This is a genomic window from Kitasatospora sp. NPDC092948, assembly GCF_044754805.1.
Classification (GTDB): domain Bacteria; phylum Actinomycetota; class Actinomycetes; order Streptomycetales; family Streptomycetaceae; genus Kitasatospora.
This window is the reverse complement of record NZ_JBIVPU010000006.1, coordinates 16,052-41,794: the sequence shown is the minus strand read 5'-3', so window position 1 is coordinate 41,794 and position 25,743 is coordinate 16,052. Positions and strand designations below refer to the sequence as shown.

Annotated in this window: 24 protein-coding genes; 7 read left to right on the top strand and 17 right to left on the bottom strand. The window is 73.2% G+C overall.

Features of this window, described 5'->3' with window-relative positions; translation table 11 throughout:
- Positions 1 to 197: 197 nt before the first annotated feature.
- The 4 genes from ACIQF6_RS19485 to ACIQF6_RS19470 form a co-directional block, all read right to left on the bottom strand.
- Entirely contained in the window at positions 198 to 926 is a 729-nt protein-coding gene (locus ACIQF6_RS19485) for a type 1 glutamine amidotransferase (protein WP_400897265.1), read from the bottom strand.
- Between the two features lie 302 nt (positions 927 to 1,228).
- On the bottom strand, positions 1,229 to 2,485 hold the full coding sequence (locus ACIQF6_RS19480) for a MurT ligase domain-containing protein (protein ID WP_400896510.1): 1,257 nt from the start codon (positions 2,483 to 2,485) through the stop codon (positions 1,229 to 1,231).
- Positions 2,486 to 2,662: 177 nt separating this feature from the next.
- Entirely contained in the window at positions 2,663 to 3,997 is a 1,335-nt protein-coding gene (locus ACIQF6_RS19475; RefSeq protein ID WP_400896508.1) for a GNAT family N-acetyltransferase, read from the bottom strand.
- Positions 3,998 to 4,102: 105 nt separating this feature from the next.
- Positions 4,103 to 5,542 (bottom strand): pyridoxal phosphate-dependent decarboxylase family protein, encoded by a 1,440-nt coding sequence (locus ACIQF6_RS19470; RefSeq protein WP_400896506.1) that lies wholly within the window; start codon positions 5,540 to 5,542, stop codon positions 4,103 to 4,105.
- Between the two features lie 115 nt (positions 5,543 to 5,657).
- Between ACIQF6_RS19470 and ACIQF6_RS19465 the strand changes: the two genes are divergently transcribed.
- On the top strand, positions 5,658 to 6,644 hold the full coding sequence (locus tag ACIQF6_RS19465; protein WP_400896504.1) for an ArsR/SmtB family transcription factor: 987 nt from the start codon (positions 5,658 to 5,660) through the stop codon (positions 6,642 to 6,644).
- On the opposite strand, the gene ACIQF6_RS19460 is transcribed toward ACIQF6_RS19465, so the two are convergent.
- From ACIQF6_RS19460 to ACIQF6_RS19450, 3 genes are all read right to left on the bottom strand, one after another.
- Complete coding sequence (locus ACIQF6_RS19460) at positions 6,641 to 7,744, bottom strand: hypothetical protein (protein WP_400896502.1); 1,104 nt, start codon at positions 7,742 to 7,744, stop codon at positions 6,641 to 6,643. The two genes, ACIQF6_RS19465 and ACIQF6_RS19460, sit on opposite strands and share 4 nt — an antisense overlap.
- 201 nt (positions 7,745 to 7,945) lie before the next feature.
- On the bottom strand, positions 7,946 to 8,608 hold the full coding sequence (locus ACIQF6_RS19455) for a hypothetical protein (RefSeq protein WP_400896500.1): 663 nt from the start codon (positions 8,606 to 8,608) through the stop codon (positions 7,946 to 7,948).
- A gap of 92 nt (positions 8,609 to 8,700) precedes the next feature.
- On the bottom strand, positions 8,701 to 9,780 hold the full coding sequence (locus ACIQF6_RS19450) for a winged helix DNA-binding domain-containing protein (RefSeq protein WP_400896498.1): 1,080 nt from the start codon (positions 9,778 to 9,780) through the stop codon (positions 8,701 to 8,703).
- A 92-nt stretch (positions 9,781 to 9,872) separates the two neighbouring features.
- Between ACIQF6_RS19450 and ACIQF6_RS19445 the strand changes: the two genes are divergently transcribed.
- Together ACIQF6_RS19445 and glmS are read left to right on the top strand one after the other, a co-directional pair.
- Positions 9,873 to 10,148, top strand: a complete 276-nt coding sequence (locus tag ACIQF6_RS19445; RefSeq protein WP_400896496.1) for a hypothetical protein — start codon at positions 9,873 to 9,875, stop codon at positions 10,146 to 10,148.
- Between the two features lie 58 nt (positions 10,149 to 10,206).
- Positions 10,207 to 12,048, top strand: a complete 1,842-nt coding sequence (gene glmS / locus ACIQF6_RS19440; RefSeq protein WP_400896494.1) for a glutamine--fructose-6-phosphate transaminase (isomerizing) — start codon at positions 10,207 to 10,209, stop codon at positions 12,046 to 12,048.
- Between the two features lie 218 nt (positions 12,049 to 12,266).
- On the opposite strand, the gene ACIQF6_RS19435 is transcribed toward glmS, so the two are convergent.
- Positions 12,267 to 13,370, bottom strand: coding sequence for a calcium:proton antiporter (locus tag ACIQF6_RS19435; protein ID WP_400896492.1), 1,104 nt, complete (start codon positions 13,368 to 13,370; stop codon positions 12,267 to 12,269).
- 95 nt (positions 13,371 to 13,465) lie between these two features.
- On the opposite strand from ACIQF6_RS19435, the gene ACIQF6_RS19430 reads away from it, so the two are divergent.
- Entirely contained in the window at positions 13,466 to 14,347 is an 882-nt protein-coding gene (locus ACIQF6_RS19430; RefSeq protein ID WP_400896490.1) for a polysaccharide deacetylase family protein, read from the top strand.
- 119 nt (positions 14,348 to 14,466) lie between these two features.
- Here the strand turns inward: ACIQF6_RS19430 and ACIQF6_RS19425 are convergent, their stop codons facing one another.
- Entirely contained in the window at positions 14,467 to 15,762 is a 1,296-nt protein-coding gene (locus ACIQF6_RS19425) for an MFS transporter (RefSeq protein WP_400896488.1), read from the bottom strand.
- An 84-nt stretch (positions 15,763 to 15,846) separates the two neighbouring features.
- Here ACIQF6_RS19425 and ACIQF6_RS19420 point away from each other — a divergent pair, with 84 nt between their 5' ends.
- Positions 15,847 to 16,743 (top strand): winged helix-turn-helix transcriptional regulator, encoded by an 897-nt coding sequence (locus tag ACIQF6_RS19420; protein WP_400896486.1) that lies wholly within the window; start codon positions 15,847 to 15,849, stop codon positions 16,741 to 16,743.
- Here the strand turns inward: ACIQF6_RS19420 and ACIQF6_RS19415 are convergent.
- Both ACIQF6_RS19415 and ACIQF6_RS19410 read right to left on the bottom strand, forming a co-directional pair.
- Positions 16,715 to 17,332, bottom strand: coding sequence for a DUF6629 family protein (locus ACIQF6_RS19415; RefSeq protein WP_400896484.1), 618 nt, complete (start codon positions 17,330 to 17,332; stop codon positions 16,715 to 16,717). The genes ACIQF6_RS19420 and ACIQF6_RS19415 overlap by 29 nt on opposite strands.
- 29 nt (positions 17,333 to 17,361) lie before the next feature.
- The gene (locus ACIQF6_RS19410) at positions 17,362 to 17,766 is read right to left on the bottom strand and encodes a VOC family protein (protein WP_400896482.1); all 405 of its coding nucleotides are present in this window, start codon (positions 17,764 to 17,766) and stop codon (positions 17,362 to 17,364) included.
- A gap of 68 nt (positions 17,767 to 17,834) precedes the next feature.
- Between ACIQF6_RS19410 and ACIQF6_RS19405 the strand changes: the two genes are divergently transcribed.
- Positions 17,835 to 18,269, top strand: coding sequence for a MarR family winged helix-turn-helix transcriptional regulator (locus ACIQF6_RS19405; protein WP_400896480.1), 435 nt, complete (start codon positions 17,835 to 17,837; stop codon positions 18,267 to 18,269).
- Positions 18,270 to 18,371: 102 nt separating this feature from the next.
- Here the strand turns inward: ACIQF6_RS19405 and ACIQF6_RS19400 are convergent, their stop codons facing one another.
- Entirely contained in the window at positions 18,372 to 18,989 is a 618-nt protein-coding gene (locus tag ACIQF6_RS19400) for a DUF1707 domain-containing protein (RefSeq protein WP_400896478.1), read from the bottom strand.
- A gap of 164 nt (positions 18,990 to 19,153) precedes the next feature.
- Between ACIQF6_RS19400 and ACIQF6_RS19395 the strand changes: the two genes are divergently transcribed.
- Positions 19,154 to 19,597, top strand: a complete 444-nt coding sequence (locus ACIQF6_RS19395) for a DUF6210 family protein (RefSeq protein WP_400896476.1) — start codon at positions 19,154 to 19,156, stop codon at positions 19,595 to 19,597.
- A 174-nt stretch (positions 19,598 to 19,771) separates the two neighbouring features.
- Here ACIQF6_RS19395 and ACIQF6_RS19390 read toward each other — a convergent pair whose 3' ends face one another.
- The 5 genes from ACIQF6_RS19390 to ACIQF6_RS19370 form a co-directional block, all read right to left on the bottom strand.
- Positions 19,772 to 20,527 carry an alpha/beta fold hydrolase gene (locus ACIQF6_RS19390; RefSeq protein ID WP_400896474.1) on the bottom strand — a complete coding sequence of 252 codons (756 nt, stop codon included), beginning with the start codon at positions 20,525 to 20,527 and terminating at the stop codon, positions 19,772 to 19,774.
- 114 nt (positions 20,528 to 20,641) lie between these two features.
- A complete protein-coding gene (locus ACIQF6_RS19385; protein ID WP_400896472.1) occupies positions 20,642 to 21,241 on the bottom strand; it encodes a hypothetical protein in 600 nt (199 codons plus the stop codon).
- A 111-nt stretch (positions 21,242 to 21,352) separates the two neighbouring features.
- Entirely contained in the window at positions 21,353 to 21,862 is a 510-nt protein-coding gene (locus tag ACIQF6_RS19380) for a hypothetical protein (protein WP_400896470.1), read from the bottom strand.
- A gap of 72 nt (positions 21,863 to 21,934) precedes the next feature.
- Complete coding sequence (locus ACIQF6_RS19375; protein ID WP_400896468.1) at positions 21,935 to 22,336, bottom strand: hypothetical protein; 402 nt, start codon at positions 22,334 to 22,336, stop codon at positions 21,935 to 21,937.
- A gap of 151 nt (positions 22,337 to 22,487) precedes the next feature.
- Positions 22,488 to 25,424, bottom strand: a complete 2,937-nt coding sequence (locus ACIQF6_RS19370) for a polysaccharide lyase family 8 super-sandwich domain-containing protein (protein ID WP_400896466.1) — start codon at positions 25,422 to 25,424, stop codon at positions 22,488 to 22,490.
- Positions 25,425 to 25,743: the final 319 nt, after the last annotated feature.

The following is a 25,743-nucleotide window of genomic DNA, read 5'->3' as shown; positions in this document are numbered from 1 at the left end:
GCACAGCATACGGTTCCTGCGTCCGGCCGAGCCGAAACCGACGCGGGGGCGGCTTCCTCGACGCACCTCACGTAACTGCGACCCGACCGCCGAGGAGGGTGTTGCGCCCGGGCTCTCCTTATTCTCCTATGAAGTTGTTCCACGGTGGACGGCTGCCCACATGGCGGTCAGCCGTCCACCGGGCCAACGGCCGGCGGCTACGCCGGGCGGGACGCCGCGGCGATCCGCTCGGTGCGCAGCGCGTCGTACCAGGTGGTGTCGGCCGGCGGCAGCGCGTTCACGTCCAGCGCCAGCTTGATCAGCAGGTCGGCGACGGCGGGGTTGCGGGCCATCACCGGGCCGTGCAGGTAGGTGCCGAACACGGTGTCGCGCCAGGCGCCCTCGGTGCCGTCGCCGGTGCCGTTGCCCCGGCCGACCTGCACCGTGGCGAACGGCTTGACGCCCTCGCCGAGGTGGGTGACGCCCTGGTGGTTCTCGAAACCGGTCAGCTGCGGCAGACCCAGCTGCGGGTCCACCTCCGCCAGCACGTCGCCGACGCAGCGCGCGCCCTCGCCGCGGGCGGTCCACACGTCCAGCAGGCCCAGGCCCGCCTCGCGCTCGCCGAGGTCGTTGATGAACTCGTGGCCGAGGATCTGGAAACCCGCACAGACCGAGAAGATGATCGCACCGTTCTCCGCGGCCCGGACCAGCCCGCCGTCGTTGCGCAGCCGCTCCGCGGCGAGGCGCTGCGGACGGTCCTCACCGCCGCCGATCAGGTAGATGTCGCCGCTGGTCGGCACCGACTGGTCGGAGCGCACGTCGATCCGCTGCACCCCGAGACCGCGCTGCTGCGCCCGCCGCTCCACCACCAGCGCATTGCCGCGGTCGCCGTACGTGGACAGCAGGTCCGGGTACACCCAGACCACCCGCAGGCTGCTCTCGCTCATCCTCGAAGACCTCCCGTACTGCGGCGCCGCCTCCGGCGCACCGCCCCCGTACTGCTGCTGCGGCTCGTCGAACCCCTGCTGCTGCCCGGCGAACTGCTGCCCGTCGTACGCCTGCTCGCGGTACTGCTGCTGCTCGCCGTACGACTGTTCGTAGTGCTGCTCGTGCGACTGGTCGCCGTAGTGCTGCTGCTCGCCGTAGGGCTGCTGGCCGTACTGCTGCTGGCCGTGCTGCTGGTACTGCTGGTCGTCGAACTGCTGGCCGCCGTACGGCTGCTGACCGTACTGCTGGTACTGGTCGCTCATCAGGCCACCACGGCCTTGCGCAGCTGCTGGAACGCCGTGTAGTTGGCGATCGCCTCGATACGGCCCTCGGGGGCGGCGTCCACCGCCTGCTGGAGCGAGTCGACGACCTGGAACTGCAGGCCGGCGACCTCCAGGCGGACCGCCAGGTCGAGCTTGCGCTGACCCATCACGAAGATCGGGTGACCGGCCAGCCGCTCGTAGTCGACGTCCCACAGCCAGGAGGTGTCGGTGCCGTCGGCGTCCATCGCGTTCACCGACAGGATCACCGGCGCCGGCGGGCCGTCGATCAGCGAGAAGGTCTCCAGCCAGCCGGCCGGGTTCTTCGCCAGCAGCAGCCGGATGTCCCGGCCGCGGTACTGCACCACGTCGTAGCGGCCGGCCACCGCGGCCACCGACTGCATGCGCTGGAGCGCGACCTGCGGGGCCACGCCGAACACCGCGGCGACCGCCGCCGAGCTGGTGGCGTTGGCCAGGTTGGCGCGGCCCGGCAGCTGGAGCTGGATCGGCCAGGCGCCGCGGTGCGGGTCGATCACGTGGGTGCCCTGGAGCGCCCAGTGCGGGTTCGGGCGGCGGAAACCGCACTCGCCGCAGAACCAGTCGTCGCCCGGACGCTGCATCACACCGCCGCACGACGGGCACGACCAGGCGTCCTCCTTCCACGCCTGCCCGGCGGCCACCCAGACCACCTTCTTGCAGGACGAGGCGGCCCAGGTCACCAGCGGGTCGTCCGCGTTGGCGATGATCACGGCCTCGGTGTCCTTCAGGCCCTCGCGCCACTTCTCGGCCATCATCCGGGTCTCGGCGGCCCGGTCGAGCTGGTCACGGGAGAGGTTCAGCAGCGCTATGGCCTTCGGCCGGGTGTCCCGGGCGACCATCGGCAGGTACTTCTCGTCCACCTCGATGACGCCGAACTTGGCGTCCGTGCCGCCCGCCAGGGCCGCCGTGATTCCGGCCGGCATGTTCGCGCCCAGCGCGTTGGAGACCACCGGGCCGGCCGCCCGCAGGGCCTCGGCGATCAGCCGGGTGGTGGTGGTCTTGCCGTTGGTGGCGGAGACCAGAACCACGTCCAGGTGCTCGGCCAGGGTCTTCAGCAGGTCCGGGTCGAGCTTGAGCGCGACCTTGCCGCCGATCACCGACCCACTGCCGCGCCCGGCCTTCTGGGACAGCGCGGCCGCCATCTTGCCGGCCGTCACGGCGATCTTTGCGCGGGCGGGCAGCGAGGCGTCGCGCGCGGCTTCCGAATCGGTGCCTGGCATGCTCAGGGGTTCCTCCTTGCTGCGGCACCGCCCGGGCCGTTCGACGACCTACGGGCGGCAGGGACGGACTCAGCCTACCGACTCCCGCCCGCACACTTGAGCAGGGGCGACCTCCCGGCCCGCGCCGCACCCGGCCGGGCCCGCACCGTTGCGGGACGGGCCCGGCCCGACGGGCCGTCAGCGCGCCGCCCACGGGGCGGGCAGTTTCTCCGCCGCCTCCGCCAGATGCGCGGTGATCACCAGGGTGCCGTCCTCCAGCTGGTAGTCCAGCGGCGCCGACAGCCTGCGCATGGTCGAGATCAGCCCGGTGTTCGCCGCCGTGGTCACCGCGTACACCGTGCCCACGCCCGCCTCCAGCGCCAGCGCCGCCATCCGCAGCACCAGGTCCACGCCGACGCCGCGGCGCTGCCAGGCGTCCTCCACCAGCAGCGCGATCTCCGCGCCCTCGTCGTCCCACATCAGGTGGGCCAGCGCCACCAGCCGGCCCTGCGCGGTCTCCACCGCCAGGGTCTGCCCGTGCCGCGGGTCCAGCAGGTGGTCCAGGTAGCGGTCGGCGTCCTTCACCGGCCCGTGGTAGCGCCGCCGCAGCGACTCCGGCGAGCACCGGGCGTGCATCGCCGCCGCCGCCGGCTTGTCCGCAGGGGTGGCCCGGCGCACCGTCAGGTCGTCCCCCGCCGGGCGGCTGATCCGCGCCGCGACCTGCGGCACCCGCGGGCCCAGCACGGTGTCCAGCTCCACCAGCGCCCGGGCCCGGGCGAACTCCGTCGGCGTGAACGGCAGACTCGGCCGGGACAGCTCCAGCAGGTCCCCGTTCGGCAGCGGCAGCCGCATCAGGTGTCCGTCCACGCCGGGCTGCGCCGCCGCGCCCCGCCCCGGGTACTGGCGGATCGCCGCCCGCCCGAACAGCTGCCGCAGCGCCACCGGCAGCTCCGCCGCGTCCAGCGCCGTGCGGGTCGCCAGCGCCAGGACCTGCCGGGGCACGTCCACCAGTTCGTGGGCGTCCGCCCGGTCGGACCAGATGTCCCGGCCGCCGCCCGCCGCGACCGCCGCCACCAGCTCGGCCCGGGTCAGCGCGGCCGGCGCGCGGACGATGAACTCGTCCACCGTGCAGTCCGGCAGCGGGTGCGCCTGCATCGAGACGATGTTCACCTGCCGCTCCGCCAGCGCCGTGCACACCCGGGCCAGGCTGCCCGGGGCGTCCGCGACGCTGGTCCGCAGCCGCCACAGCGCGGTCGGCTCCCCGGTGTCGCTCACCTCGGCCCCGCCCGGTGGTGCGAGGGCATCCGGGCCGGGCGGGTGCCGGTGCGCGAGCCGGACGCGCAGCAGCGCGGCGGCGAGCAGCGCCCCGGCGGAGGCGAACAGCAGCACCGGCCCGTCGTGGCCGTGCACCACCACGTTCGCGACCAGGTCGGCGGCCGCGACCGCGGTGAACACCGCCGCGAGCTCGACCGCCTCCCGGCGCCAGCGCTGCCGATGCGTTCCGTTTCTGTGGGTGTACGCCGTGTCATCCATGCCTGAATGGTGGCGCTCCGCTGTTTCACGATCACGAACCCCCCGTGACCCGACGGTTAATGTCTGCGCGGCCCCCGTCGGATCGGCGCTGATCCGCTCCCGCGATCACTCTGACGTGCGGCCCCGGTCCAGGAGTTCCGCACCGGCCGATTTCACCTCGGCCAGCAGCAGCCGCAGATCCTCGTCGGTGGTCGCCGCGTTCAGCAGGCACGCCCGCAGCATCTCCTGCCCGCGGTACACCGCGCCGGTCACGAACACCCGGCCGCGCTGCTGGATCGCCGCCGGCAGACGGGAGTTGAGCCACTGCGTGGTCGCCTCGTCCAGGCCGGCGGGGCGGAGGCGGAACGCGACGATCGACGTCTCCACCGGGGCCACCAGCTCCAGCTCCGGGTCCTGCTCCACCCACCCGCCGAGGCGGCGGGCCTGGCCCGTGCAGTGCGCGATGTCCCGGGCCACGCCCGAGCGGCCGCGGTGCGCGATCGACGCCCACACCTTCAGCGAACGGAACGGGCGGGTCTGCTCGGTGCCGTACTCCGAGAACCAGCCCAGCCCGCCCGCGTCCTCGTCCCGCAGGTACGACGGCACCAGGCTGAACGTGCCCCGCAGCTCCTGCGCGTCGCGCACCAGCGCGCAGCCGCAGTCCACCGGCACGCCCAGCCACTTGTGCGGGTCCAGGGCGAGCGAGTCGGCGCGGTCGAGCCCCGCGTAGCGGTGCGCGATCGTCCCGTCGAGGACGCCGAACGCGCCGTACGCGCCGTCGACGTGGAACCAGAGCCCCTCCCGGGCGGCCAGGTCCGCGATCGGCTCGAACGGGTCGACGGCGCCGGTGCCGACCGTTCCGGCCGAGGCCACCACCAGGAACGGCAGCCGGCCCGCGGCCCGGTCCTCGGCGACCGCCGCTTCGAGACTGTCCAGCCGCAGGTGGCCCTCGGCGTCCGCCGCGACCACCCGCAGGTGCTTCGACCCCAGTCCCAGCAGCTCCGCGGCCTTGCGCACACAGCTGTGTGCCTCGCCGGTGACGTACCCCACCAGCGGCGGCATCCCCGCCAGCCCGTCCTCGCGGACGTCCCAACCGGCGTTGCGCGCCGCCCGGTTGCGGGCCGCGGCCAGGCAGACGATGGTCGCCATCGACGTCCCGGACGTCAGCAGGCCGCCGCCCGCCGGGTGCGGGAACCCCACCAGCTCGGCGATCCACCGCACCACGGCGCGCTCCAGGTGCACATCCGCGTGGTCGCCGCCCGCCGAGCTCGGATTCATCGCGGACGCGGCGAGCGCCGCCAGCACACCCGCGGGCTGCGGGGAGGAGTTCACCCACCCGAAGAACCGCGGGTTCCCGTTGCCCATCGGGTGCGGCATGATCCGCTGCTCGACGGTCCTCAGCAGCTCCTCGAAGCCCGCCCCGTCCTCCGGCAGCTCCAGCTCCAGCAGCGCGGAGCGCTCCGCCGGGTCCATCGGCTGCCACACCGGGCGGGAGGGGAGGCCGTCGAGATAGTCCGCCACCAGCTGCGCAGCCGCCTGGGCGGCGGTTCGGAAGTCGTCGTTCATGGGACGGAAGGTTAAGAGGCAGGCGGGTGCGAATCCAGGTGCCCCCCACGCGCCCCTGGTTGCGCGCCCCACTTCGGTGCTTCGATGGACGGACATCGTTCTCGGGGGAGACGTCGTGGTGATCCGGATCGACATGAACGCGGGCATGCTGCTCAACACCCGGTTCGCGATATCGCCGTTGCACACCCTGGTCGACAGCCTGTGGCTGATCCACTGGTCCGGGCAGCCCCGGCCCGGCGGGTGGAGTGCTCTCATGCACGCGTCGGTGCGGGAGCGGCGGCTGACACTGCTGCGGGCGATCTTCACGGGGCAGTGGAAGTACGTCCCGGACTTCATCAGTCCGCAGCCGGAGTCCCACGAGGACTCGCTGGAGCGGCAGTTGCACGCCGTCGCCGCCGTCGATCCGGAGCGGCTGGCGCAGGAACTGGTGCTGATGTTCGACGGGGACGTGGAGCGCGGGGTGCGCGGCGGCACCGCGTCCCGGCCGCTGCTGGATGCCATCGACCGGGGCGAGAGCGAGTTCGCCGGGCAGGTGGCGGCCGAACTGGACCAGCTGTGGCGGACGGCGATCCGGCCGCACTGGCCGGAGTTGCGTGGGCGGATCGAGGCGGACATCGCCCGCCGGGGGCAGCTGATCGCGCGGCACGGACTCGGGAGCGTGATCGGCGGGCTGCACCCGAGAATGATGTGGGGCGACGACCACCTCCGGCTGATCACCGACTTCCATGGCCAGGTGTGCGAAGCGACGTCGCTGACCCTGACGCCGTCGGTGTTCGGCGGCGACCTCCAGATGACGATCGACCCGCTGCCCGGGCCCGGGCAGCGCCAGCCGCTGCTGGTCTACCCGGCCGATCCCGACCCGGGCAACGCCCAGCCGCCCTCGCGTCCGACGTTCGACCTGATCGGCGTGACCCGGGCCCGCATCCTCTCCGACCTCGGGACCCCCCGGACCACCACCGAACTCGCCGAACGCCACTGGATCGCCGCCAGCACCGTCTCCTACCACCTGGGCGTCCTGCACCGCTCCGGCCTGGTGGTCAGGACGCGCGCCCAGCACCGCGTCCTGTACCAGCAGTCCCCGAACGCCGGCCAGCTGCTCTAGTCGAGCGTGCTGGACAGCCCGCCCGCGGAGCGGCAGTAGCCCTGGATCTCCTTGTCGGTGATCTTGGCGCAGAGCCGTCCGGCCGCGCCGCTGTCCGTGTAGTTGACGGTGTAGTAGCTCACCAGCCCCTGCGCGCAGGCCTTGCGCTGCCAGCCGTCCTTCGCGGTGGCGCACTGCTGGGCGGCCCAGTCCTCGCGGTCGAGGTTGTACTTCATGGTGCGCGAGCCCACGCCGCGCGAGCAGTCGTTCTCCCCGCCGCTGGCCTGCGCGTTCAGGCACCACTGGAGGGCCTGGGAGAACACCTCCGGGTGATTGGCGTAGTCGTGCGAGGAGAGGAAGTACGTGGGGGCGTAGAAGAAGCACGCGGACTGGTAGAGCGACGGCTGCTCCGGGCACGGGTAGAGCGGCTCGGCGGCGAGCTTGTCCGCGGGGAGGTTGGCCTTGGCCTTCTCGTCCTCCTCGTCGGGGGCGAAGAGCTGCATGAAGACGCCCTCGGAGCAGGTGATCCGCCGGTTCTGCGACGGGAACTTGTCGCACAGGGCGCGGGCGGAGGGGATGTCCTGCTTGGTGACGAACATGATGCCGTGGCCGACGCCGTGGATGCAGGGGCCGGTGTTGGTGGGCGCGCACAGGGTGAGGATGTCCGCCTGCGGGTTCTGCGAGTTGGCGAGCATCTCCTCGACCGCGCCGTGCAGGTAGCCGGCCGCGCAGGTCTCGTGCGGGAAGGAGATCACCTTCTGGAAGTCCTGGTGGTAGCGCTGCACCGCGGCGTGCCCGAGCTCGTGCGCGATGGGGTGGCAGAACCGCACGGTGTACGGCTTGTCCTTGGTGATCTTGTCGAGGTCGGCCAGGGCGACGCCGGGGTCGGCGGCGTCCATCTCGGCCATCAGCTTGTTGCGCAGCGTGGAGCGGGTCCACACCGCCGGGTCGCCGGTGGGGGAGGGGGACGCCGAGCCGGGAGCCGGCGCGGTGCGCCCGCCCGGGCCGGCGGTCGCGGCGGCGTTGGCGGATCTGGGCGTCCAGTCGGTGACCAGGACCGCCCCGAGGCCGAGAGCGGCCAGCAGGACGGCGGTGACGACGGCGAACACGCGCGGTTGCATGACGGACAGTCCCCCTGTGATCGACACGGACAGTACGCGGCCCATCCTCCGGGGTGACCGCCGGAAACCCCGGATCGGACACCGCCGACGGATGCAAGCACCGGGCCACGATCACCCGATCACCGGCTGCGCACCGTCCTTCAACGACAGCCCCCCATCCGGGGTGTGCCGCTGCTCACCCGTTCGGCCGCCGTGGAATGACTACGCGCCGGGGACGTGATCGGTTGCGCCCGGGTCCGGCGCGGCGTCCGGGTCCGGTCCGGCGGGCGTGGCCGGCCTGCCGGTGCGGCGGGTCGCGCCGAGCACCGTGCGGATCCAGAGCCAGACGATGGCCGCCAGCGCGAACGGGGCGATGTACGCCGTGTCCTTGAGGTCGTCGTCGGCCGCAGCCACGGGGTCCACCCAGCCGGCCGGGTCGACCAGGTAGAGCTCGGGCAGGCCGAGCTCGGGCTGGCCGGGCTCGGCCGGCGGTGTGCAGCCGCGGACCACCGCGTGCGCCAGCGGCTTCCCGTCCGTCCGGCGCAGCACGCAGGCCGGGTCGCCACTGCCGTTCCGGCCGGCCGTCAGGACGAGTTCGGTGTGCTCGCCGCGGAAGTGCCGGATCTGGGTGGCCAGGACGGCCCCGGGAAGGGCGACCAGGGCGAAGCCCATCAGGGCGGCGACGGCGATCGGCCGTCCGCCGGGTCGGAGCAGGAACAGGGCGAGCAGCGCTGCCGCGAGCACCGTCAGGGCGGCGATCCCGCCGGCCGTCGTGTAGTCGGAGTTGGCGGTCGCCACCCCCAGGCCCAGCAGGGCGACCGGGGTGAGCAGCGCGATCGTCGCTCCGGCAGGGGTGGACCGGCTGAAGGTGTCCAATATGCGCACGGGGCGGCCTCTCTGACCTGGCGTCGGAAATCGAACGTGTTGGACGCGCACTGTACGGGAGCGCCGGGCGGGGCCGTGGGAGAGGGGCCGCGTCAGGGGGTCCGCAGGAATCGGGCGAGGTCGGCGGATTCGGCGGCGATGCCTGCGGCGAGACCGGGTGCGGCCGTCGGGTCGAAGAGGGTGGCGTCGGCGTGGTCGCGGCACCAGGCCCAGGTGCCGCGGGCGAGTCCGTCGGCGAGGACGGCGGCGCGGATCAGGCCGCCGCCGGGGCGGATCCGCTTCTCGTGGGCGGCGGGGACGGACAGTGCCGAGGAACGGTGGCCGACCAGGTAGTTGTCGTACCCGGGCAGCAGCCGCACGTCGGGGGCGGGCAGCGGGGCGAGATCGAGCTCGGCGGCCCGGCCGGCGGGCAGTGCGCAGTCCTGCCCCCGGACCTGGACGGTCAGCAGGTCCAGGGCCTGCCAGGCGCGGCGGGCGGCGGAGAGGGGCAGGCCGGACCAGCCCGCGAAGTCCTCGGGGGCGGCCGGGCCGTGGGCGTGCAGGTAGCGGCCGGCCAGGGCGGTGACGGCGTCCTGGCCGGTGGGCCCGTCGTCGGGGGCGTCGGGCAGCCAGTCGGCGAGCAGGACGAAGGTGGCGTCGCCGTCCCGGTCGGGGCCGAAGCAGATCCGGCCGCGCAGCGCGGCCCGGCGGATCAGGTGGAACGGTGCCTGGCCCTCGGCGGGGAGGCCGGCCCCGGCGAGCCGCTGGGTCAACTCGGCGCGGGTGGACGGGCCGTGGGCGGCCAGGGTGTCCGTGATCACGGTCTCGGCGTGGTCGCAGAGGCTCTCGTCGAGGCCGAGTTCGCGGTGCCGGCGGGCGCTCAGGCGCAGGACGTGCGGCCCGAGCAGGTCGAGCAGCCAGTGCAGGTCGGCGGTGGTGACGGTGTGCAGGGTGCCGCGCAGGAGCCAGCTCCGGACCAGGGTGCGGTCCTGCTCCAGTGCCTGCCGCAGGTCGCCCGCGGTGATCCCTGCGGTGCGGGCGCGGATTCCCAGCGCCCCGGCCCGGGCGTCCTGCGTCTGGATGCCGACGACCCGTTCGACCGTATCGGCGGCGGTGCGGAAGCGGACGCCGCCGCCGAGGCCCTGTCCCCGGGTGCGCAGGGCCCGTACCTGATCGTCGTCCAGTGCGTGCATGGGCCCACCGTATCGGCCCCCGGTTCGCCGTCCTGCCCGAAATCGGGCAGGATCTTTGGCAAATGGACACTTCACGCCTAGGCTCACCGACCGTGCCTGCCTCACCACACCCTCATGAGGACCTGCTCGCCCATCTCGCCCGGACCACGGCACTGGCCCCGGGGGAGGCGGCCCGGGTCGTCGCGGAGGTGCTGGCGTACTTCTCCGAGACCACCGAGGAGTTCGTGCGCCGCCGTCACGGTGAGCTCCAGGCCAGGGGCCTGACCAACGATCGGATCTTCGCCCGCCTCGGCGTGGAGCTGGCCGCCCGCCGGGTGGCCGCGCCGGAGCTGTCGGTGCGTCAGCTGCGGCGGATGGTCTACGGCTGATCACGGCCCCGCCCGTCCGAACCCTCGAACATCACTCGAACATCAGGAGTCCACGCCCATGTGCGGAATCGTGGCCTACATCGGCCCCAAGGATGCGTCCCCGTTCCTGCTGGAGGGCCTGCAGCGGCTGGAGTACCGGGGATACGACTCGGCGGGCGTGGCGGTCGTCGCCCCGGCCACCAAGTCCGTCCCGGCGAAGCTGAAGGTGTGCAAGGTCAAGGGCCGGGTTGCGGACCTGGCGGCGGCGCTGCCGGCCCGGTTCAAGGGCGGCGTCGGCATCGGCCACACCCGCTGGGCGACCCACGGCGTGCCGTCGGACGCGAACGCGCACCCGCACACCGACAACGAGGGCCGGATCGCGGTGGTGCACAACGGCATCATCGAGAACGCCGACGAGCTGCGCGCCAAGCTGGCGGCGGACGGCGCGGTGTTCCGCTCGGAGACCGACACCGAGGTGCTGGCCCACCTGATCGCCGCGCACCGCGCGGACGGCGGCGAGCTGGAGGACGCGGTCCGGTCCGCGCTGAAGCTGGTGGTCGGCACGTACGGCATCGCGGTGCTGGACGCCGAGCAGGCCGACCGGATCGTGGTCGCCCGCAACGGCAGCCCGATCGTGCTCGGCATAGGCGAGAAGGAGATGTTCGTGGCCTCCGACGTCTCCGCGCTGGTCCGCTACACCCGGCAGGTGGTGCACCTGGAGGACGGCGAGCTGGCGACGGTCCGCGCCGACAGCTTCCGGACCTTCACCGAGGACGCCCGGACCGTCACCCGGCAGCCGTCCACCGTCGACTGGGAGATCGGCTCGTACGACACCGGCGGCTTCGCGCACTACCTGCTGAAGGAGATCCACGAGCAGCCCGGCGCGGTCGAGCGCACGCTGTCCGGACGGCTCGACGAGCGGTTCTCCACCGCGCACCTGGGCGGGCTGAACCTGGACGCCCGGGAGCTGCGGGAGATCCGCCGGGTGAAGATCCTCGGCTGCGGGTCGGCGTACTACGCGGGCGAGATGGGCGCGCAGCTGATCGAGGAGCTGGCCCGGATCCCCGCGCACTCCGAGCCGGCCTCCGAGTTCCGCTACCGCAACCCGGTGATCGAGGCGGACACCCTGTACGTGGCGGTCAGCCAGTCCGGCGAGACGTACGACACGCTGGCGGCCGTGCAGGAGGTCAAGCGCAAGGGCGGCCGGGTGCTGGGCGTGGTCAACACCGTCGGCTCGGCGATCGCCCGCGAGTGCGACGGCGGCATCTACCTGCACGCCGGCCCGGAGATCTCGGTCGCCTCCACCAAGGCGTTCACCTCCACCGTGGTGGCATTCGCCCTGCTGGCGCTGCACTTCGGGCGGATCCACGACCTGTCGCCCGCCGACGGCCGGCGGATCGTGGGCGCGCTCAAGGCGCTGCCCGAGCAGATCCGGGAGGTGCTCGGACAGCAGGAGCAGATCGAGAAGCTCGCCGCCGAGTACGCCGAGAGCCAGGGCATGATGTTCATCGGCCGGGTGCGCGGCTACCCCGTGGCCCGGGAGGGCGCGCAGAAGCTGAAGGAGATCTCCTACGTGCACGCCGAGGCGTACCCCGCCTCCGAGCTGAAGCACGGCCCGCTGGCGCTGATCAGCCCCGAGCTGCCGACCGTCGCACTGGTCCCGGACGACGAGCTGCTCGACAAGAACCTGACGGCGCTCGGCGAGATCAAGGCCCGCTCCGGTCGGGTGCTGGCCGTCGCGCACCGGCCGATCGGGGCGAAGCTGGCCGACCACTGCGTGGTGGTCCCGAAGAGCGAGCCGGAACTCGACCCGCTGCTGCTCAACATCCCGCTCCAGTTGCTGGCCTACCACGCCGCGGTGGCCCTCGGCCGGGACGTGGACAAGCCGCGAAACCTGGCCAAGAGCGTCACCGTGGAGTGACGTTTCGCCGCGCCGGACAGCGTGATGTTCCGCAGGGCCGGACGGGGTGACGTTCCGTCGGGCCGGGTGGCGTGATGTTTCGTCGGGCCGGACAGGGCGACGTTCCGTGGGGCCGGGCAGCGTGATGTTTCGTCGGGCCGGGCGGCGTTCGGTGAGGCCGGAGAAACGCGACGGCGGCGGGTGCGCCATGCACCCGCCGCCGTTGTGCCGTTCGTCCGTCAGGGGCTGACGGCGAGCACCAGATAGGCGCCGAGGATCGCCAGGTGGACGCCGCCCTGGAGCGGGGTGGCGCGCTTGGGGATGACGGTGAGGGTGCCGACCGCGACGGTCAGCGCCAGCAGGATCATGTGGGACGCGTTGAGGCCGAGTTCGAGTGGGCCGCTCAGCCAGGTGGACGCCACCGCGACCGCCGGGATGGTCAGGCCGATCGACGCCAGCGCCGAGCCGAGCGCCAGGTTGAGGCTGATCTGCACCCGGTTGCGGACCGCCGCCCGGACCGCCGCGATCGACTCCGGCAGCAGCACCAGCAGGGCGATCACCACGCCGACCACCGCGTTCGGCAGCCCCGCCGACGCCACCCCGCGCTCGATCGTCGGCGAGACGCCCTTGGCCAGACCGACCACCGACACCAGGGCGAGCGAGAGCATCCCGACGCTGATCAGCGTCTCCTTGCGGGACGGCGGCTCGGCGTGGTCGTCCGAGGATTCGATCACCTCGCCCGTCGGGGTGACCGGCAGGAAGTAGTCCCGGTGACGGATCGTCAGGGTCGACACGAACAGGCCGTAGATGACGATCGACGCGGTCGCCGCGAACACCAGCTGGGTGGGGGAGAACTGCGGACCCGGCGTGGAGGTGGTGAACGTCGGCAGCACCAGACTCAGCGTCGCCAGCGTCGCGATCGCGCCGAGCGCCGCGCCGGTGCCCTCCGCGTTGAACACCGCCTCCCGGTACTTCACCGCGCCGACCAGGATCGACAGGCCGAGGATGCCGTTGCAGGTGATCATCACGGCGGCGAACACCGTGTCCCTGGCCAGGCCCGCGCTCTTGTCGCCGCCGTCCGCCATCAGCGTCACGATCAGCGCCACCTCGATGATGGTGACCGCGACCGCCAGCACCAGTGAGCCGTACGGCTCGCCGACCCGGTGCGCGATCAGCTCCGCGTGGTGCACGGCCGCCACCACCGACACCGCCAGGAAGCACGCGACCAGCGCCACCACCGGCCACGGAAGTTCTCGATGCCAGGTCGCCAGGAGCAGCAGGAACGCCATCACCGGGGCGATGGTCGTCCACTGCAGATAGTGCGGTCGTGAGGGAGAAGCCATACGGCTGAGCTTCGCAGACGGCACCGGCCCGGCCCGGAAGTGACACTCGTGGCAGTCGTCACGATGGACGTTGACGGACAGTGAGGAGCGGCGCGATGGTCGGACGGCGGACGGTACTGGCGGCGGCCCTCGGCCTCGCGACGGGGTGCGCGCACTCCGGCCCGCCGGCGGACGTCGGAGCGCGGCCGGCGCCCTCGTCCGTCTCCGCCTCCGCCTCCGCCTCCGTCGGGCCGTCGCCGTGGCCGTCGCCGTCCGCGCCCCGGGCCGGGTCTGTGACGTTCGCGCCGCCGGTTCGGGAGGAGGTGCTCGCCCGGTACGGGGGTCAGCGGCCCACCCAGTGGGGGACGGACCTGGCCGGGGTGGTGGCGGAGGTTCCGGACGGGGCGCTGGCGCTGACCTTCGACGCCTGCGGCGGGCCCGGCGGGGACGGCTACGACGCGGCGCTGATCGACACCCTGCGCCGGCACCGGGTGCCCGCCACGCTGTTCCTGAACGCCCGGTGGATCGACGCCAACCCCGGGCCGTTCGGCGAACTGGCCGCCGACCCGCTGTTCGAACTCGGCAACCACGGCACCGCGCACCGCCCGCTGTCCGTCACCGGCCGTTCGGCGTACGGCATCACCGGGACCGCCGACGCCGCGGCGGCCTACCAGGAGGTGGCGGACAACGCGGCGAAGCTGGCCGGGCTGCTCGGAAGGCCGCCGCGCTGGTTCCGCTCCGGGACGGCGCACTACGACGACGTCGCGGTGCGGATCGTCGGCGAACTCGGCGAGCGGGTCGCCGGGTTCGCGGTGAACGGCGACGGCGGCGCGACGTTCACCGCCGAGCAGGTGGCGCGGACGGTGGCCGCGGCCCCACCGGGCTCGGTGGTGATCAGCCACTTCAACCACCCCGACGCGGGCACCGGGCCCGGCTATGCGCAGGCGCTGCCCCGGCTGCTGGACGCGGGCCGGCGATTTGTCCGCCTGTCGGACTGACGGACCGGTGGATTGCGGGGTGGGTGCCCGGGCGGCTCGGCGTGCTGCCGGGTGGGTGCCCGGGCGGTTGGGCGTGCTGCCGGGTGGGTGCCCGGGCGGCTCGGCGGACTGTCGGATCGTCAGACTGTTGCCGGTGTGTCGAGCTCGTCCAGCCGTCGCAGGCCCCGCACCCGCGAGCAGAGCAGTACCACCGGCGCCACCGCCGTCAGCGCGCAGGCCGCCCAGAGCGCGGTGCGGGTGCCGCACAGCGAGGCGGCGGTGCCGGCGGCCAGCGCGCCGATCGGGATCGCGCCCCAGGAGACGAAGCGGACGGTGGCCATCACCCGGGGCAGCAGCTCGGCGGGGACGGTGGACTGGCGGTGCGTCCGGGTGGTGATGCTCAGCACCACCACGCCCGCCGCGAACCCCGCGTTGCCGAGCGCGAACAGCAGCAGCCCGGCCCCGTCGGTGGCCAGCGGCATCAGCATGGCCAGCGCCGCGCCGAAGACCGGGGCCACCAGCAGTGCCCGGGCGCTGCCGAGACGCCCGCTGAGCCGCGGGGTGAGCGCCGCGCCGATCAGGCTGCCCACGCCCTCGGTGGCCATCAGCAGGCCCACCAGCCCGGGCGGCGCGCCCAGCGTGCGGACCAGGAACACCGGGGTCAGCGTCATCAGCGCGCCGCAGACGAAGTTCACCGAGGTGGCCATCGCCACGCACGGGCCGACCACCGGATGCCGGGTGACGTACCGCCAGCCCTCGCCGATCTGCGCCGCCACCGACGGCGCCGCCCCCGGCGCGGGCCGGTCGGGCGCCGCCGCCCGGGGCAGGGTGCGCAGCAGCGCCGCCGACAGCAGGTAGCTGACCGCGTCGGTGACCAGTGCGGTGGCCGCGCCCAGCAGCTGCACCAGCGCGCCGCCGACCGACGGCCCGGCCAGCTGGTTCACCGCATGGGTGCCGGAGGTCAGGCTGTTGCGGGCGGTCAGCTGCTCGCGCGGCACCACGGTCGGCAGGAAGGTCGAGTTCCCGACGTCGAACACCACACTGGCCATGCCCACCAGCAGTGCCACCACGGCCAGTTGGGTCAGGCTCAGGGCGCCGAACGCCGCTGCCAGCGGCACCGAGCCGATCGCGGCGGCGCGCAGCAGGTCCATGGCGATCTGGGTGCCGCGCAGCGGCAGACGTTGCACCAGCACGCCGGCGGGCAGGCCGATCAGCAGCCAGGCGGCGAAGCCCGCGGCCGTCACCAGGCCGACCTGGAAGCCGCTCGCGTGCAGCACGGAGACGGCGGTGAGCGGCAGTGCGACGGAGGTGACGGCGTCGCCGAGGCCGCTGATCGCGGACGCCGACCAGTACCGCCAGAACGCGGACGCGGACGGGGTGGCGGCCACCGGTGGTCGGGTCGGCGTCCCCGGTGGGGCCGTACTCGTGCTGGACATGGCTTCCCCCGATGTCTGGGATGAGTGAGTTCCCTTGGGGAACTCACTATGGAGCAGCGACGACGCAAGTGGCAAGGTGGATCCATGCGCTACACCGACGTCGGCGACACCGACTGCTCCATCGCCCAGGCGCTGTCCGTGGTCGGCGACTGGTGGACCCTGCTGCTGATCCGCGACCTCGCCGGCGGCACCCACCAGTTCGACGCCCTGCACGAATCCCTCGGCATCAGCCGCAAGGTGCTCACCGCCCGGCTGCGCTCACTCGTCGAGGACGGCGTCGTGGAGAAGCGCCTCTACCACGCCCACCCGCCGCGCTACGCCTACCACTTGACCGAGAAGGGCTGGGGCCTGCTGCCCGTGCTGGTCGCCCTCCAGGACTGGGGCGGACGCCACCTGCTCGGCGACGGTACCCTCACCGCCACCACCGGACCCGACTCCGCCGAAGCGCACCGCGTGCACGGCCTGGTCGGCGCCCGCGTCCCCGAACTGGCCCTGCCCGTCGCCTCCGCCGACCTGCGCCCCCGCTCCGCCGACCCCGTCGGCGACACCCCGTGGACCGTCCTGTACTGCTTCCCCGGCGCCTACGCCCCCGGCGTCCAGGGCCACCCGCCCGGCTGGGACGAGATCCCCGGCGCCGCCGGCTGCACGCTGGAGTCCTGCACCTACCGCGACCGGCTCGCCGACTTCACCGCCCGCGGCGCCACCGTCCACGGCGTCTCCACCCAACGTCCCGACCAGCAGGCCGCGTTCGCCGCCCACCAGGCCATCCCGTTCCCGCTGCTGTCCGACGCCGCGCTGCGCCTCACCGGCGCCCTGCGGCTGCCCACCTTCCGGGCCGGCGGCGCCGAACGGCTCAAGCGCCTCACCCTGCTGATCGACGCCACCCGCACGGTGCGCGGCGTGCTCTACCCCGTCCCCGACCCGGGCGGCTCGGTACAGGACGCGCTGGCGCTCATCGACGCTGCCGGGAACGGGAGTTGACGTCGGGCTCGGCGGCCCAGTCGTACAGCAGGACGGAGGCGACGGCGGCCAGCGCGCACCAGGTGGAGACGAACGCCAGCCGCCACAGCAGGCCGCAGACCAGTGCGCCCGCGCCGAGCACCGCGCCGAGGCGGCGCAGCCGGCGGTCGCCCGAGCAGAGCAGCGCGCCCACGGTCGCGGCCAGGTAGCCCGCCAGCAGCAGGCCGGCGGCCGGGACGCCGATCGCGTAGTCGAGGGTGTGGCCGTGCGGGTGCGCCGTCGCCGGATGCCGGGCGAGTGCGACGGCGAGCGGCACGGCGACGGCCGCGCCCAGCACGGAGAACCAGGCCGCCGAGCGGCGGCCGGTCGCGCACCGCACCGCCGCCGGCACGTACACCGGCAGCAGTGGCAGCGCGATCACCAGCCACACCGTGCGGGCCCACGCCCAACCCGACCAGACGCCCGCCTCCACCACCTGGTGCACGCCCAGCAGCACCGGCAGTGCCGCCAACGGCAGTCGACGGGTCGGCCCGGCGCGCAGCACCGCGGCGACCCCGACCGCCGTGACGGCGCTGCCGACCAGCAGATCGGCCCCGGCGCTCCAGCACACCCCGCCAGCGTACTGACCGCCCCCGGCGATCAGTACGACTGAAGCTCGATCAGCGTGCCCTGCGGGTCGCGCAGATGGGCGCTGCGCAGCGTCGGCCCCCACTCCGGCCGGTCGGCCGGCGGCAGTACCGGCGTCGCGCCGCCGGCCAGGCAGAGCGCGTACCCGGCGTCCACGTCCGCGACCCGGCAGACGAACATGCCGGTGTCGGCCGGGGGCGCGTCCGCCGGTGTCGGCGCGGCGCCGAGGGTGGCCGCCATCGCGGCCCGGTCGAACAGCACCAGCACCGCCTGGTCGCCCACGTCCCAGTGGGCGTACGGCCCGGCGGCGGCGCCCCTGACCAGGTGCGCGCCGAGCAGCGCGGGCAGGACGGCGTCGTAGAAGGCGAAGCAGGCGGCGAAATCGGCGACCAGCAGGCGGGGGTGGAGCGCGTCCACGAGCAGATCCTTCCGTCGTGAAATCGTGGGTGTCGACCCACTATAGGCCTGCACCTACCATGTTCGACATGGCCGATCCGAACGAAACCCCGCCCTTGCTCGCCGAGTTGACGACCTATCTGCTCTCCCGGGTCGGCAAGGACGCCCGCAACCGCCTCGCCGAACTCCTCGCCGCCGACGGCCTGCGCCTCCACCACCACGCGGCCCTCGCCGCCCTCGCCGACCTCGGCCCGCACACCCAGCGCGACCTCGCCACCCGCCTGCGCCTCGACCCCAGCGACCTCGCCAAGGCCGCCGACCACCTCGCCGCCGCAGGCTGGCTCGACCGCACCCGCGACCCCGCCGACCGCCGCCGCCTCACCCTCAGCCTCACCCCCGCCGGCGCCACCCGCCTCGCCGAACTCGACACCCTGGCCCGCGGCGTCCAGGACACCGTCCTGGCCCCGCTGACCGCTGCCGAACGCGCCACCCTGCACCGCCTGTTGCTGCGCCTGCACGGGTGACTTCCCTGCGGCGGCGGCCCGTTGTGCGGGCGGGCTGCGAATTCGGCGCGCTCCCATGGCGGTTGACTCCGTGTGCGGCGCTGGGTGTGCTCGGCGTGTTGCTCAGCGGCTGTGACCGCGTGATCGTCGCGGCCGGCGCACCACGACGCGGCCGAACTGCTTCTCGCCGACCAGTTCCACCCGCAGCGCGGTCGGGCCGGGGGCGTCCGGAGGCCGGTTCTTGACCCGGCTGTGCTGGAGCATCAGGCCGTCGGTGTCGACCACCGTGTCCGGGCCGACGATCAGCGTCAGGGTCTTGCCGCGCATGTCGACGTCGATCTGCACGGTGTCCCGGGTGATCACCGCCTGCGTGAAGTCGAGCGTCACCGCGCACCATTCGACGGACAGCTCCAGTCGGCGCGGCACCACCCAGCGCCCGGTCCGCTCGACCGGGCTCCACTTCTGGTCGATCCGCAGGACGTCCTTCGCCTCCGCCGCCACCCCGCCGCCACCGAACGGGACGGTCGGCAAGTCGGCGGTGAGATCGGCCAGTTCGCGGACCGTGCGGGCGGAGAGGGCGAGCTCCAGGCGCTGGTCCAGCTCCTCGGCGGTCAGCCGCCCGTCGCCCGCCGCGATGCGCAGGACGTCGGCCGCCCGGTCCCGGTCCGCGTGGGAGGCGCGCAGTTCGGGCTGCGCGCCGAGGCCGGAGGGCTTCCCGGCGGGCGAGATCTCTCCTGGCATGCGTTCCGTCCTGGGCTCGGCTCGGGTGTCGCCGCGGCGGGGCCGGCGGCGGTGACTCACGATATATCGCGATAGGTGTTCCCGCCAAGGGGGATCGGAGGCGTGCGGCCCGCTCTGTCGAATCGCCGTGTGGGACCCGGTGGTTGTGTGCAACGCTCCTGCCCATGGCTGACGCAGACGACAACAAGCGGTACATATTCCTGGACCCCGACAGCATCGGGTCGGATCAGGGCTGGATGTTCGTCATCGTGGCCGCGCCGACCGGCGTGATCTACCAGAACCAGGGCGGCGGGTTCGGGTGCATCCAGTACCAGCAGGAGGGCTACCTGATCCCGCTGTTCGGGCCGGACCTGGACCGCGACCTGAAGGACATCTTCGTCGGCGAGCTGAAGGGCCAGGGATCGCGGCGCTTCGACTGGCCCGCCGACCTGCTCGACCGGCTGAGGGCCGCGGTCGGCTACTACGTCTACGGCTCGGCGAACCGCGAAGCCCTGTTCCCGGTGCCGCTGGTGCTCGACGAGTCCCGCCTGGCGGAGGTCGACGAGGCGTGGGTGCCGGTGGTGACGCCCGACGGCCCGGGGATCCTGGTCTGGGAGAACTCCGACTGACCGGCGCCTCGCCCGGACCTCGCCCGGCGCCTCGCCCGGACCTCGCCCGGCGCCTCGCCCGGACCTCGTGGTGCACGGGAAGCCGGGCGGGCCGGCCTCCCGTGCGGGTCCTGCGGGTCTGCCGCTCCGGGCAGTGCGGTGCTGTCGGTGGCGGCGTCGGCCGTATCGGTGCTGTCAGTTGTGCAGGAAGCCCTCCAGGGATGCCGCGAGGGCGACCGGGGTCTCGTACATCGGGTAGTGGCCGCTGCCGCCCAGCTCCTCGAGTTCCGCGTTGGGGTAGTGGGCGAGGAAGGTGCCGCGCATGACGTCGGCGGTGAGGGCGAGATCGTGCTGGCCGACGATCACCTTGACCGGCACCGGGTTGCCGTTGATCCGCTGCTCCAGGTCGGCCGTCGCCCAGTCGCGGACGTAGCCGCCGAAGGCCTCGGGGGTGGACAGCCGGAGAGACTGGTCGACCATGTGGTCCAGCCAGACCCGGCCCGCCCGCTGGCCGGTGACCAGGTCGAGGATCGCGCGGCGCTTCTCCCGGTCCTCGAAGGCGCCGTAGAACAGCGCCTCGCCCGCCTCGTCCAGCGGGTACGCCCCCGCCGGCACCGGAGCCAGGCCGACCAGCTTGCGCACCCGCAGCGGCGCCTCGGCGAGGACCTGCTGGGCCGCCTTCCCGCCCATCGAGTGGCCGACCAACGAGAAGCGCTCCCAGCCGAGTTGGTCGGCCAGGGCGAGCGCATCGGCGGCGATCTCGGCGAGCGTGTACGTGCCGGCGACCTCCTTGCGCTGCCCGTAGCCGCGGTAGTCGAGGAAGGCGTAGCTGAACGCGTCGCCGTCGAGGTAGTCGAGGAACGGACCCCAGCCGGCGCTGGTGCCGAACCAGTCGTGGAGGACCAGCACGTGGTGGTCGCCGGTCCCGGTCAAGCGGTGAGCAATCGTCATGCCCTCCGTCGTTCCCCACGAACTGTCCGCTTGAACGGGACGGTCACGCGGCCTCTTCGCCGCCCGGGTCGAGGCCGGGCGTGGCGAGAACCCGGTCGACGTCCGAGCCGGCCATCAGGACCGCGTGCGGCTCTCCGCAGAGCGGGACGAGAGCTTCGGGGCCGTCCGGGTGCGGGCAGCGGCCGCTGACGCGGAGGCGAGGACGAGGAAGCTGCTGAGCCCGTTGAACAGGAGCGGGGCGGCGCTGAAGATCCGGAGTTGGCCCTTCAGCGCCTCGTGGTACTCGGGCTCGGTGAGCTCCACCCTGACGCTGTGCTGCGGGTCTGCGGTCTTGTCCCAGTAGGTGTAGTAGTAGCCCGACGCGTCTGCCTGTGCATCCTTGGCCGCGCCGGCGCCGGTGGCAAAGCCAAGCACGGCCAGGAGGACGATGAACACGTAGGTGAGCTTGATGGCAAGCGGCAGCGCCAGGACGTACTTGATGAACCGGTCGCCATGGTTTCGGTTTATCAGGTGAGTTGTGGCTCCGCTGGTGTAGGTGCGGATGAACGAGACGATGGCGACGGGGAACATCGCGACGGACAAGCCGACTACGAGCCACTTCGGCACGGTGTACTCGTCGGGCAGCCAGGTCGAGGCCATGCACAACAGACCGGCCCCGCAGAGCGCCAACGCCAGTCCGAAGTGCACCCGGTAGCTGCCTCGCAGCTCTCCCATGCCGATCCCCCCGTAAGCGAATGATCGGTGCACCCTAGCCTGCAACGCCTCCGCTGTCACGAAAAGTCTTGGGACGCGGGACTCGCACAACTCGGCGGCGGCGGCGGCCCGTCAAGGCGACTCGAAATCACGGATCTTGTCGGCCGCCGAGGAGATTTCCCGGCCGCTCGCGTCGTAGGCGGTGAGATCGGATGCCGCACCGGGGGCGGTGGCGTAGGCGAAGAAGGACTTGCCGTCGTACGGGGCGGTGAGGGGGACGGGGCGTGAGGGAGTGGCGGTGAGGTGGGTGACGGTGGGGTCGGCGGCCCCGTAGACGAGCAGGACGCGGGGGTCGACCGCGTCCAGGGCGATGTTCAGCGGGGACTGCGGGGAGACCGGCGGGTCGCAGCCCTGGCCGGCGGGGCGGTCGTCGACGGTGGCGCGGGTGCAGAGCCGGCCCGCCACGGACACCAGGTCGACCTGCCAGGGCACCCCGTTCAGTGTCCCAGCGGCGATCAGTGCGACCGGAATGACGGCGGCGGAGACGTCGACGGCCGGCGGCGCCGGGTGGCGGGTCGGGGTGCAGGCGGCGAGCAGGGCCGTCAGCAGGGTGAGGGCGGCGAGGGCGCGCCGTGGCGTCACGGGTTCCTCCGGGACTGGGCGGCGGGCAGCCGGCCCCGGCGCAAGGGAGCCGCCGGGGCCGGCCGTCGGGGGCTACGCGGTGTACGCCGACGCGCAGGGGGCGGACGCGTCGTTGCCGCCGTTGTCCTTGCCGTACCAGCGCAGGTAGTACGAGGTGCCGGTGCTGACGCCGATACCGCGCGGGTCGGTGTGGCGCCGGCCGTCGGTGCCGTAGCTGTAGCTGGAGAACACCTTGGAGCTGTCGCGGGTGCGGACGAGTTGGACGTAGAAGCTGCGGGCGGCACCGCCGGTGCAGCCCTTTCCGCCGATCCTGATGGTGCCCGAGGAGGGGACGAAGTCCTTACTGGCGTGGTAGGAGCCGCTGCCCCAGGACTGGGAGAACACGGCGGCCGGGGCCGCCGACAGGGCGAGGACGCCGGTGGCCGCCGCCGTCACTGCGGCGGCGCGGGTGACAGAACGCCAACGTATTGCCATGGATCGACGGTAGGAGCAGGGCAATCGGTCGACAACGAATCGAACCGCGATTCACCGGAACAGGGGATGCGGCGACAGTTTGTTCGTGCCGCAACTCCGCGCGCACAGCGCGGAGTTGCGGCGTCGGCACGGCGCCTGGAGAGGCGTCGGATCAGCCGGTGACCACCTGCAGCACCGGCGGGTACGCGGCGTTCTCCCGGCTGTTGAGATTCACCGCCAGACCCACCCGCCCGGCCGGCTGACCGACCGTCAGGGTGAGCGCCGGATCGGCGGTGACGGCCGCGGTGACGTCCAGGGCGATCCAGTCGGCGGCGGTGGAGATCCGGCCCGTGCCGAGCGCGGCGGTCGGGGCCGGGCAGCGGTTCCAGGTGGCGGCGGTCTCCTGCCAGGCGCCGGGCGCGGTCGCGAACGCCTGGAGGTCCGTCTCGGTGCCGCCCGAGTCCGCGACCACGCCGCGCACCCAGAGCACCGCACGCCGCACCGTCCCCGTCAACTGCGAGGTGTCGAAGGCCAGCAGCGCCCGCCGCGAGAAACCGGAGCCCGTGGTCTCGGTGTTCTTCACCGTCAGCACGTTCGCCGTCCCGTAGTTGGCGTCCGCGTACGAGCCGTCCCGGACGTACGTGTCCTGCACCGGGGCGAGCAGCACGGCGGTGGCGGACGACCCGGCGCCCGAGGTGCGCAGCGTCACCGTGCGGCTCGCGCCCTGGCTGCCGCCCAGCTCCGCCAGCAGCTGCACCGACGACCCCGTGGACAGCACCGTGACACCCGTGGCCGGGTCCGCCGCCACGTAGCCCGGCCGGGCCACCGTCACCTGCACCGTGGCGACCGTCCGGGACGGGTCGGCCACCGAGACGCTCAGCGTGCCGCCCGACTCGCGGACCAGCACCGAGCACGGCGCCGAGACACTGATCGGACCGGCACTGCCCGCCGCGAAGAAGTTCGCCGCCGTCACGCCCGACGCCGAGTCCGAAATCGCCTGCACAGAAGCCGAGTTGGCGAGGACCGTCACCGTGGGGGAAGCGGCCCGGGCCGCCGTGGCAGCCGCGTCCGCGCCCGGCAGCAGCAGATACGCGTACCCGGCGTTCGACGGGTCGGTGCCGTGGTCGAACCAGAGCGTCAGATAGCGGCGGGTCAACGCCTCCGACGTACCACCGGAGTTGATGTCGTGCCAACTGCCGCTCCGCGCCTCCCGCTTGGCCTTCACCGTCGCACCGCCCGGGAACACGTACCCGCCGAAACCGGCGATCGCCATCGACTTCGCGCCCGTGAACTGCTGCGACCAGCCGAGCGTCACCGGCTGCGCCACCCCGTCCACCGTGAACGCATGGGTGCCGGACGCGCCCAGGTTGCGGTTCTCCACCACCGTCTCCACCGGGACACCGTCCGCGCAGCCGATGCCCGCACCCAGGCAGACCACCGAATCGTCCAGCAGGAACCAGGACTTCCAACCCGACAGCGACGACGACAGCCCGCGCACCGCCTGCCCCACCGCCGCGTACGCGCCGTCGCTCGCCCCGCCCGCCCACACCCCGTCCGGCCGGGCCGCCCCCCACGCGCCGCCCGCCGCATCCGCCAGCTTCTTCGTGGACACCGTCGTCCCCGGCAGCCGGTACGGGTCGACCGTCGGCCAGAACGCGTCCGCGTACTGGCCGTTGCCCGTGGTCGCGTTCCACCACGCCAGCAGACCGTTGTTGGTGTGCCAGCCGCGCACGTTCTCGCCGTTGCCGGTCTCGTAGAACGTGGTGCGCGCCGAACACATCGACAGCGACACCGCCCAGCCCGGACGGCGCACCACCGCCCGGTCCATCGCGAACACCCGCGCCCCCACCGGCTCCGCCGACGCCGCCACCGCACCGTCGCCCATCAGCGACTGCGCCCGCGCCAACTCCGGTACGTCCACCGCCGCGTCCGACAGGTACGGACGGTAGTAGTCCCGGCCGATCCAGCCCTTCACCGCCGCCCGCCACCGCGCCGACTGCACCGCCGGCGCGGCCCCCGAATCCGCCAGCCGCAGAATGTGCCCGATGATGGTGTGCCCGCGACCGTGGTCGTCCTGCTGGAGGTGCAACAGGTCCGAGGACTGCAGACCCCGACTGCTGGCCCGGCCCACCACCGAGTCCATCACCAGACCGTTGAACAGGAACGGCGCGTACGCCGAATCCACCGCGTCGAACACGTTCTGCCGCTGCGGGTCGGTGATCTCCCACGACGACCCGGCCAGCAGCGCGAACAGCCGGGACAGCCCGCTCAGCAGCACCTCGCCGTACGAACCCGTGTACGGCACCCAGGTGTGCTGCACGAACGACCCGTCCGGGTACAGCCCGTCGCCCGTCAGCACATACGGGAACACCGGCGACAGCGCCGCCGACGCCGTCGCCAGCTTCGCCGCGCTGCGCCCGACGACCCCGCGCAGCGCGAGCACCCGACACAGGTCCACCCGGTTCGCGCCCGTGCTCGTCCCCGAGTACGCGGCCACCTTGGAATCCGGGACCGCGTGGTCCACCGCCGCACAGTACGCTGCGGTTTGCGTGCCCGTCAGCTGAGGAGCGATCAGCACACAGGTGTCCAGCAGCGCCTGCGGCGCACCGATCTGCCAGTCCCACCAGTTGTCGTACGCCGTCGCCGTCGCGGTGTACGCGGACGCACACAGCTGGTCCAGGCCCGCCGTGACCGCCGCCGCCAGCGCCGCGTCACCCGTCAGCCCCGTGCCCGGCTGCGCCCACGCCAACGCCATGGTGCGCAGCCGGACGAAGCTGCCGGTGATGTTCGCCGAGACCGAGCCCAGCGGCAGGTCCGGCCAGAGCGACCCCGCCGTCGGGGCCATCGCCTGCAGCTGCGCCCGGGCCCGATCGCCGAGCGCCCGCAGCGCGGAGCCGAACGGCTCGGCGGCCGGGTCGAACCCCGTGCCGGTCATCAGCGCCGACCAGCGCAGTCGGAGCGTCTCGTAGGGATCGGACGCGGAGGCCGCGGAGGCCGCGGAGGCGGCCGAGGCGGCGGGGGTGGGGGTGGTGCCGGTGACGGCCAGCGCGACAGCGCCGGCGGTGCCGGCCTGGAGCAGGGTGCGGCGGGACAGGGCAGGAAGGGACACGACGCCTCCGTGAGGGGGGTGGGAAAGCGCTTTCCGGCAGCCGACGGTAAGCGCTTTCCAGTCGGGTCGTCAACGGTTTGGAGCGGTGCTCGGTAAGCGCTTTCCGCGCTTTCCACCCCTACCCGGTAAGCGCTTTCCGGCTCCCCGGTGTGGCAGGTTCGCCGAAGCAGCCGTGTGGCTCGGCGCGGGCGGCGCAGGTGGCGTTCGGGCGGCAGGGGTCGCATGGTGGTGGGCGGGGGGACGGGGGCGAGTGCGCCGGGCGGGTACGTCGGGAGGGGCGAGTCGGGAAACCTGACTGTGCGTCAGCAGCCGCTCGGGT

What these genes read in the sequence shown, in the direction of transcription:
- ACIQF6_RS19425 (WP_400896488.1), bottom strand. Translation starts at nt 15,762, where the DNA reads ATGTCCAGCACGAGTACGGCCCCACCGGGGACGCCGACCCGACCACCG.
- ACIQF6_RS19405 (WP_400896480.1), top strand. Translation starts at nt 17,835, where the DNA reads ATGGCCGATCCGAACGAAACCCCGCCCTTGCTCGCCGAGTTGACGACC.
- ACIQF6_RS19435 (WP_400896492.1), bottom strand. Translation starts at nt 13,370, where the DNA reads ATGGCTTCTCCCTCACGACCGCACTATCTGCAGTGGACGACCATCGCC.
- ACIQF6_RS19420 (WP_400896486.1), top strand. Translation starts at nt 15,847, where the DNA reads ATGCGCTACACCGACGTCGGCGACACCGACTGCTCCATCGCCCAGGCG.
- ACIQF6_RS19475 (WP_400896508.1), bottom strand. Translation starts at nt 3,997, where the DNA reads ATGGATGACACGGCGTACACCCACAGAAACGGAACGCATCGGCAGCGC.
- ACIQF6_RS19390 (WP_400896474.1), bottom strand. Translation starts at nt 20,527, where the DNA reads ATGACGATTGCTCACCGCTTGACCGGGACCGGCGACCACCACGTGCTG.
- ACIQF6_RS19470 (WP_400896506.1), bottom strand. Translation starts at nt 5,542, where the DNA reads ATGAACGACGACTTCCGAACCGCCGCCCAGGCGGCTGCGCAGCTGGTG.
- ACIQF6_RS19450 (WP_400896498.1), bottom strand. Translation starts at nt 9,780, where the DNA reads ATGCACGCACTGGACGACGATCAGGTACGGGCCCTGCGCACCCGGGGA.
- ACIQF6_RS19395 (WP_400896476.1), top strand. Translation starts at nt 19,154, where the DNA reads ATGGCTGACGCAGACGACAACAAGCGGTACATATTCCTGGACCCCGAC.
- ACIQF6_RS19480 (WP_400896510.1), bottom strand. Translation starts at nt 2,485, where the DNA reads ATGCCAGGCACCGATTCGGAAGCCGCGCGCGACGCCTCGCTGCCCGCC.
- ACIQF6_RS19430 (WP_400896490.1), top strand. Translation starts at nt 13,466, where the DNA reads ATGGTCGGACGGCGGACGGTACTGGCGGCGGCCCTCGGCCTCGCGACG.
- ACIQF6_RS19460 (WP_400896502.1), bottom strand. Translation starts at nt 7,744, where the DNA reads ATGCAACCGCGCGTGTTCGCCGTCGTCACCGCCGTCCTGCTGGCCGCT.
- ACIQF6_RS19485 (WP_400897265.1), bottom strand. Translation starts at nt 926, where the DNA reads ATGAGCGAGAGCAGCCTGCGGGTGGTCTGGGTGTACCCGGACCTGCTG.
- ACIQF6_RS19385 (WP_400896472.1), bottom strand. Translation starts at nt 21,241, where the DNA reads ATGGGAGAGCTGCGAGGCAGCTACCGGGTGCACTTCGGACTGGCGTTG.
- ACIQF6_RS19400 (WP_400896478.1), bottom strand. Translation starts at nt 18,989, where the DNA reads ATGCCAGGAGAGATCTCGCCCGCCGGGAAGCCCTCCGGCCTCGGCGCG.
- ACIQF6_RS19375 (WP_400896468.1), bottom strand. Translation starts at nt 22,336, where the DNA reads ATGGCAATACGTTGGCGTTCTGTCACCCGCGCCGCCGCAGTGACGGCG.
- glmS (WP_400896494.1), top strand. Translation starts at nt 10,207, where the DNA reads ATGTGCGGAATCGTGGCCTACATCGGCCCCAAGGATGCGTCCCCGTTC.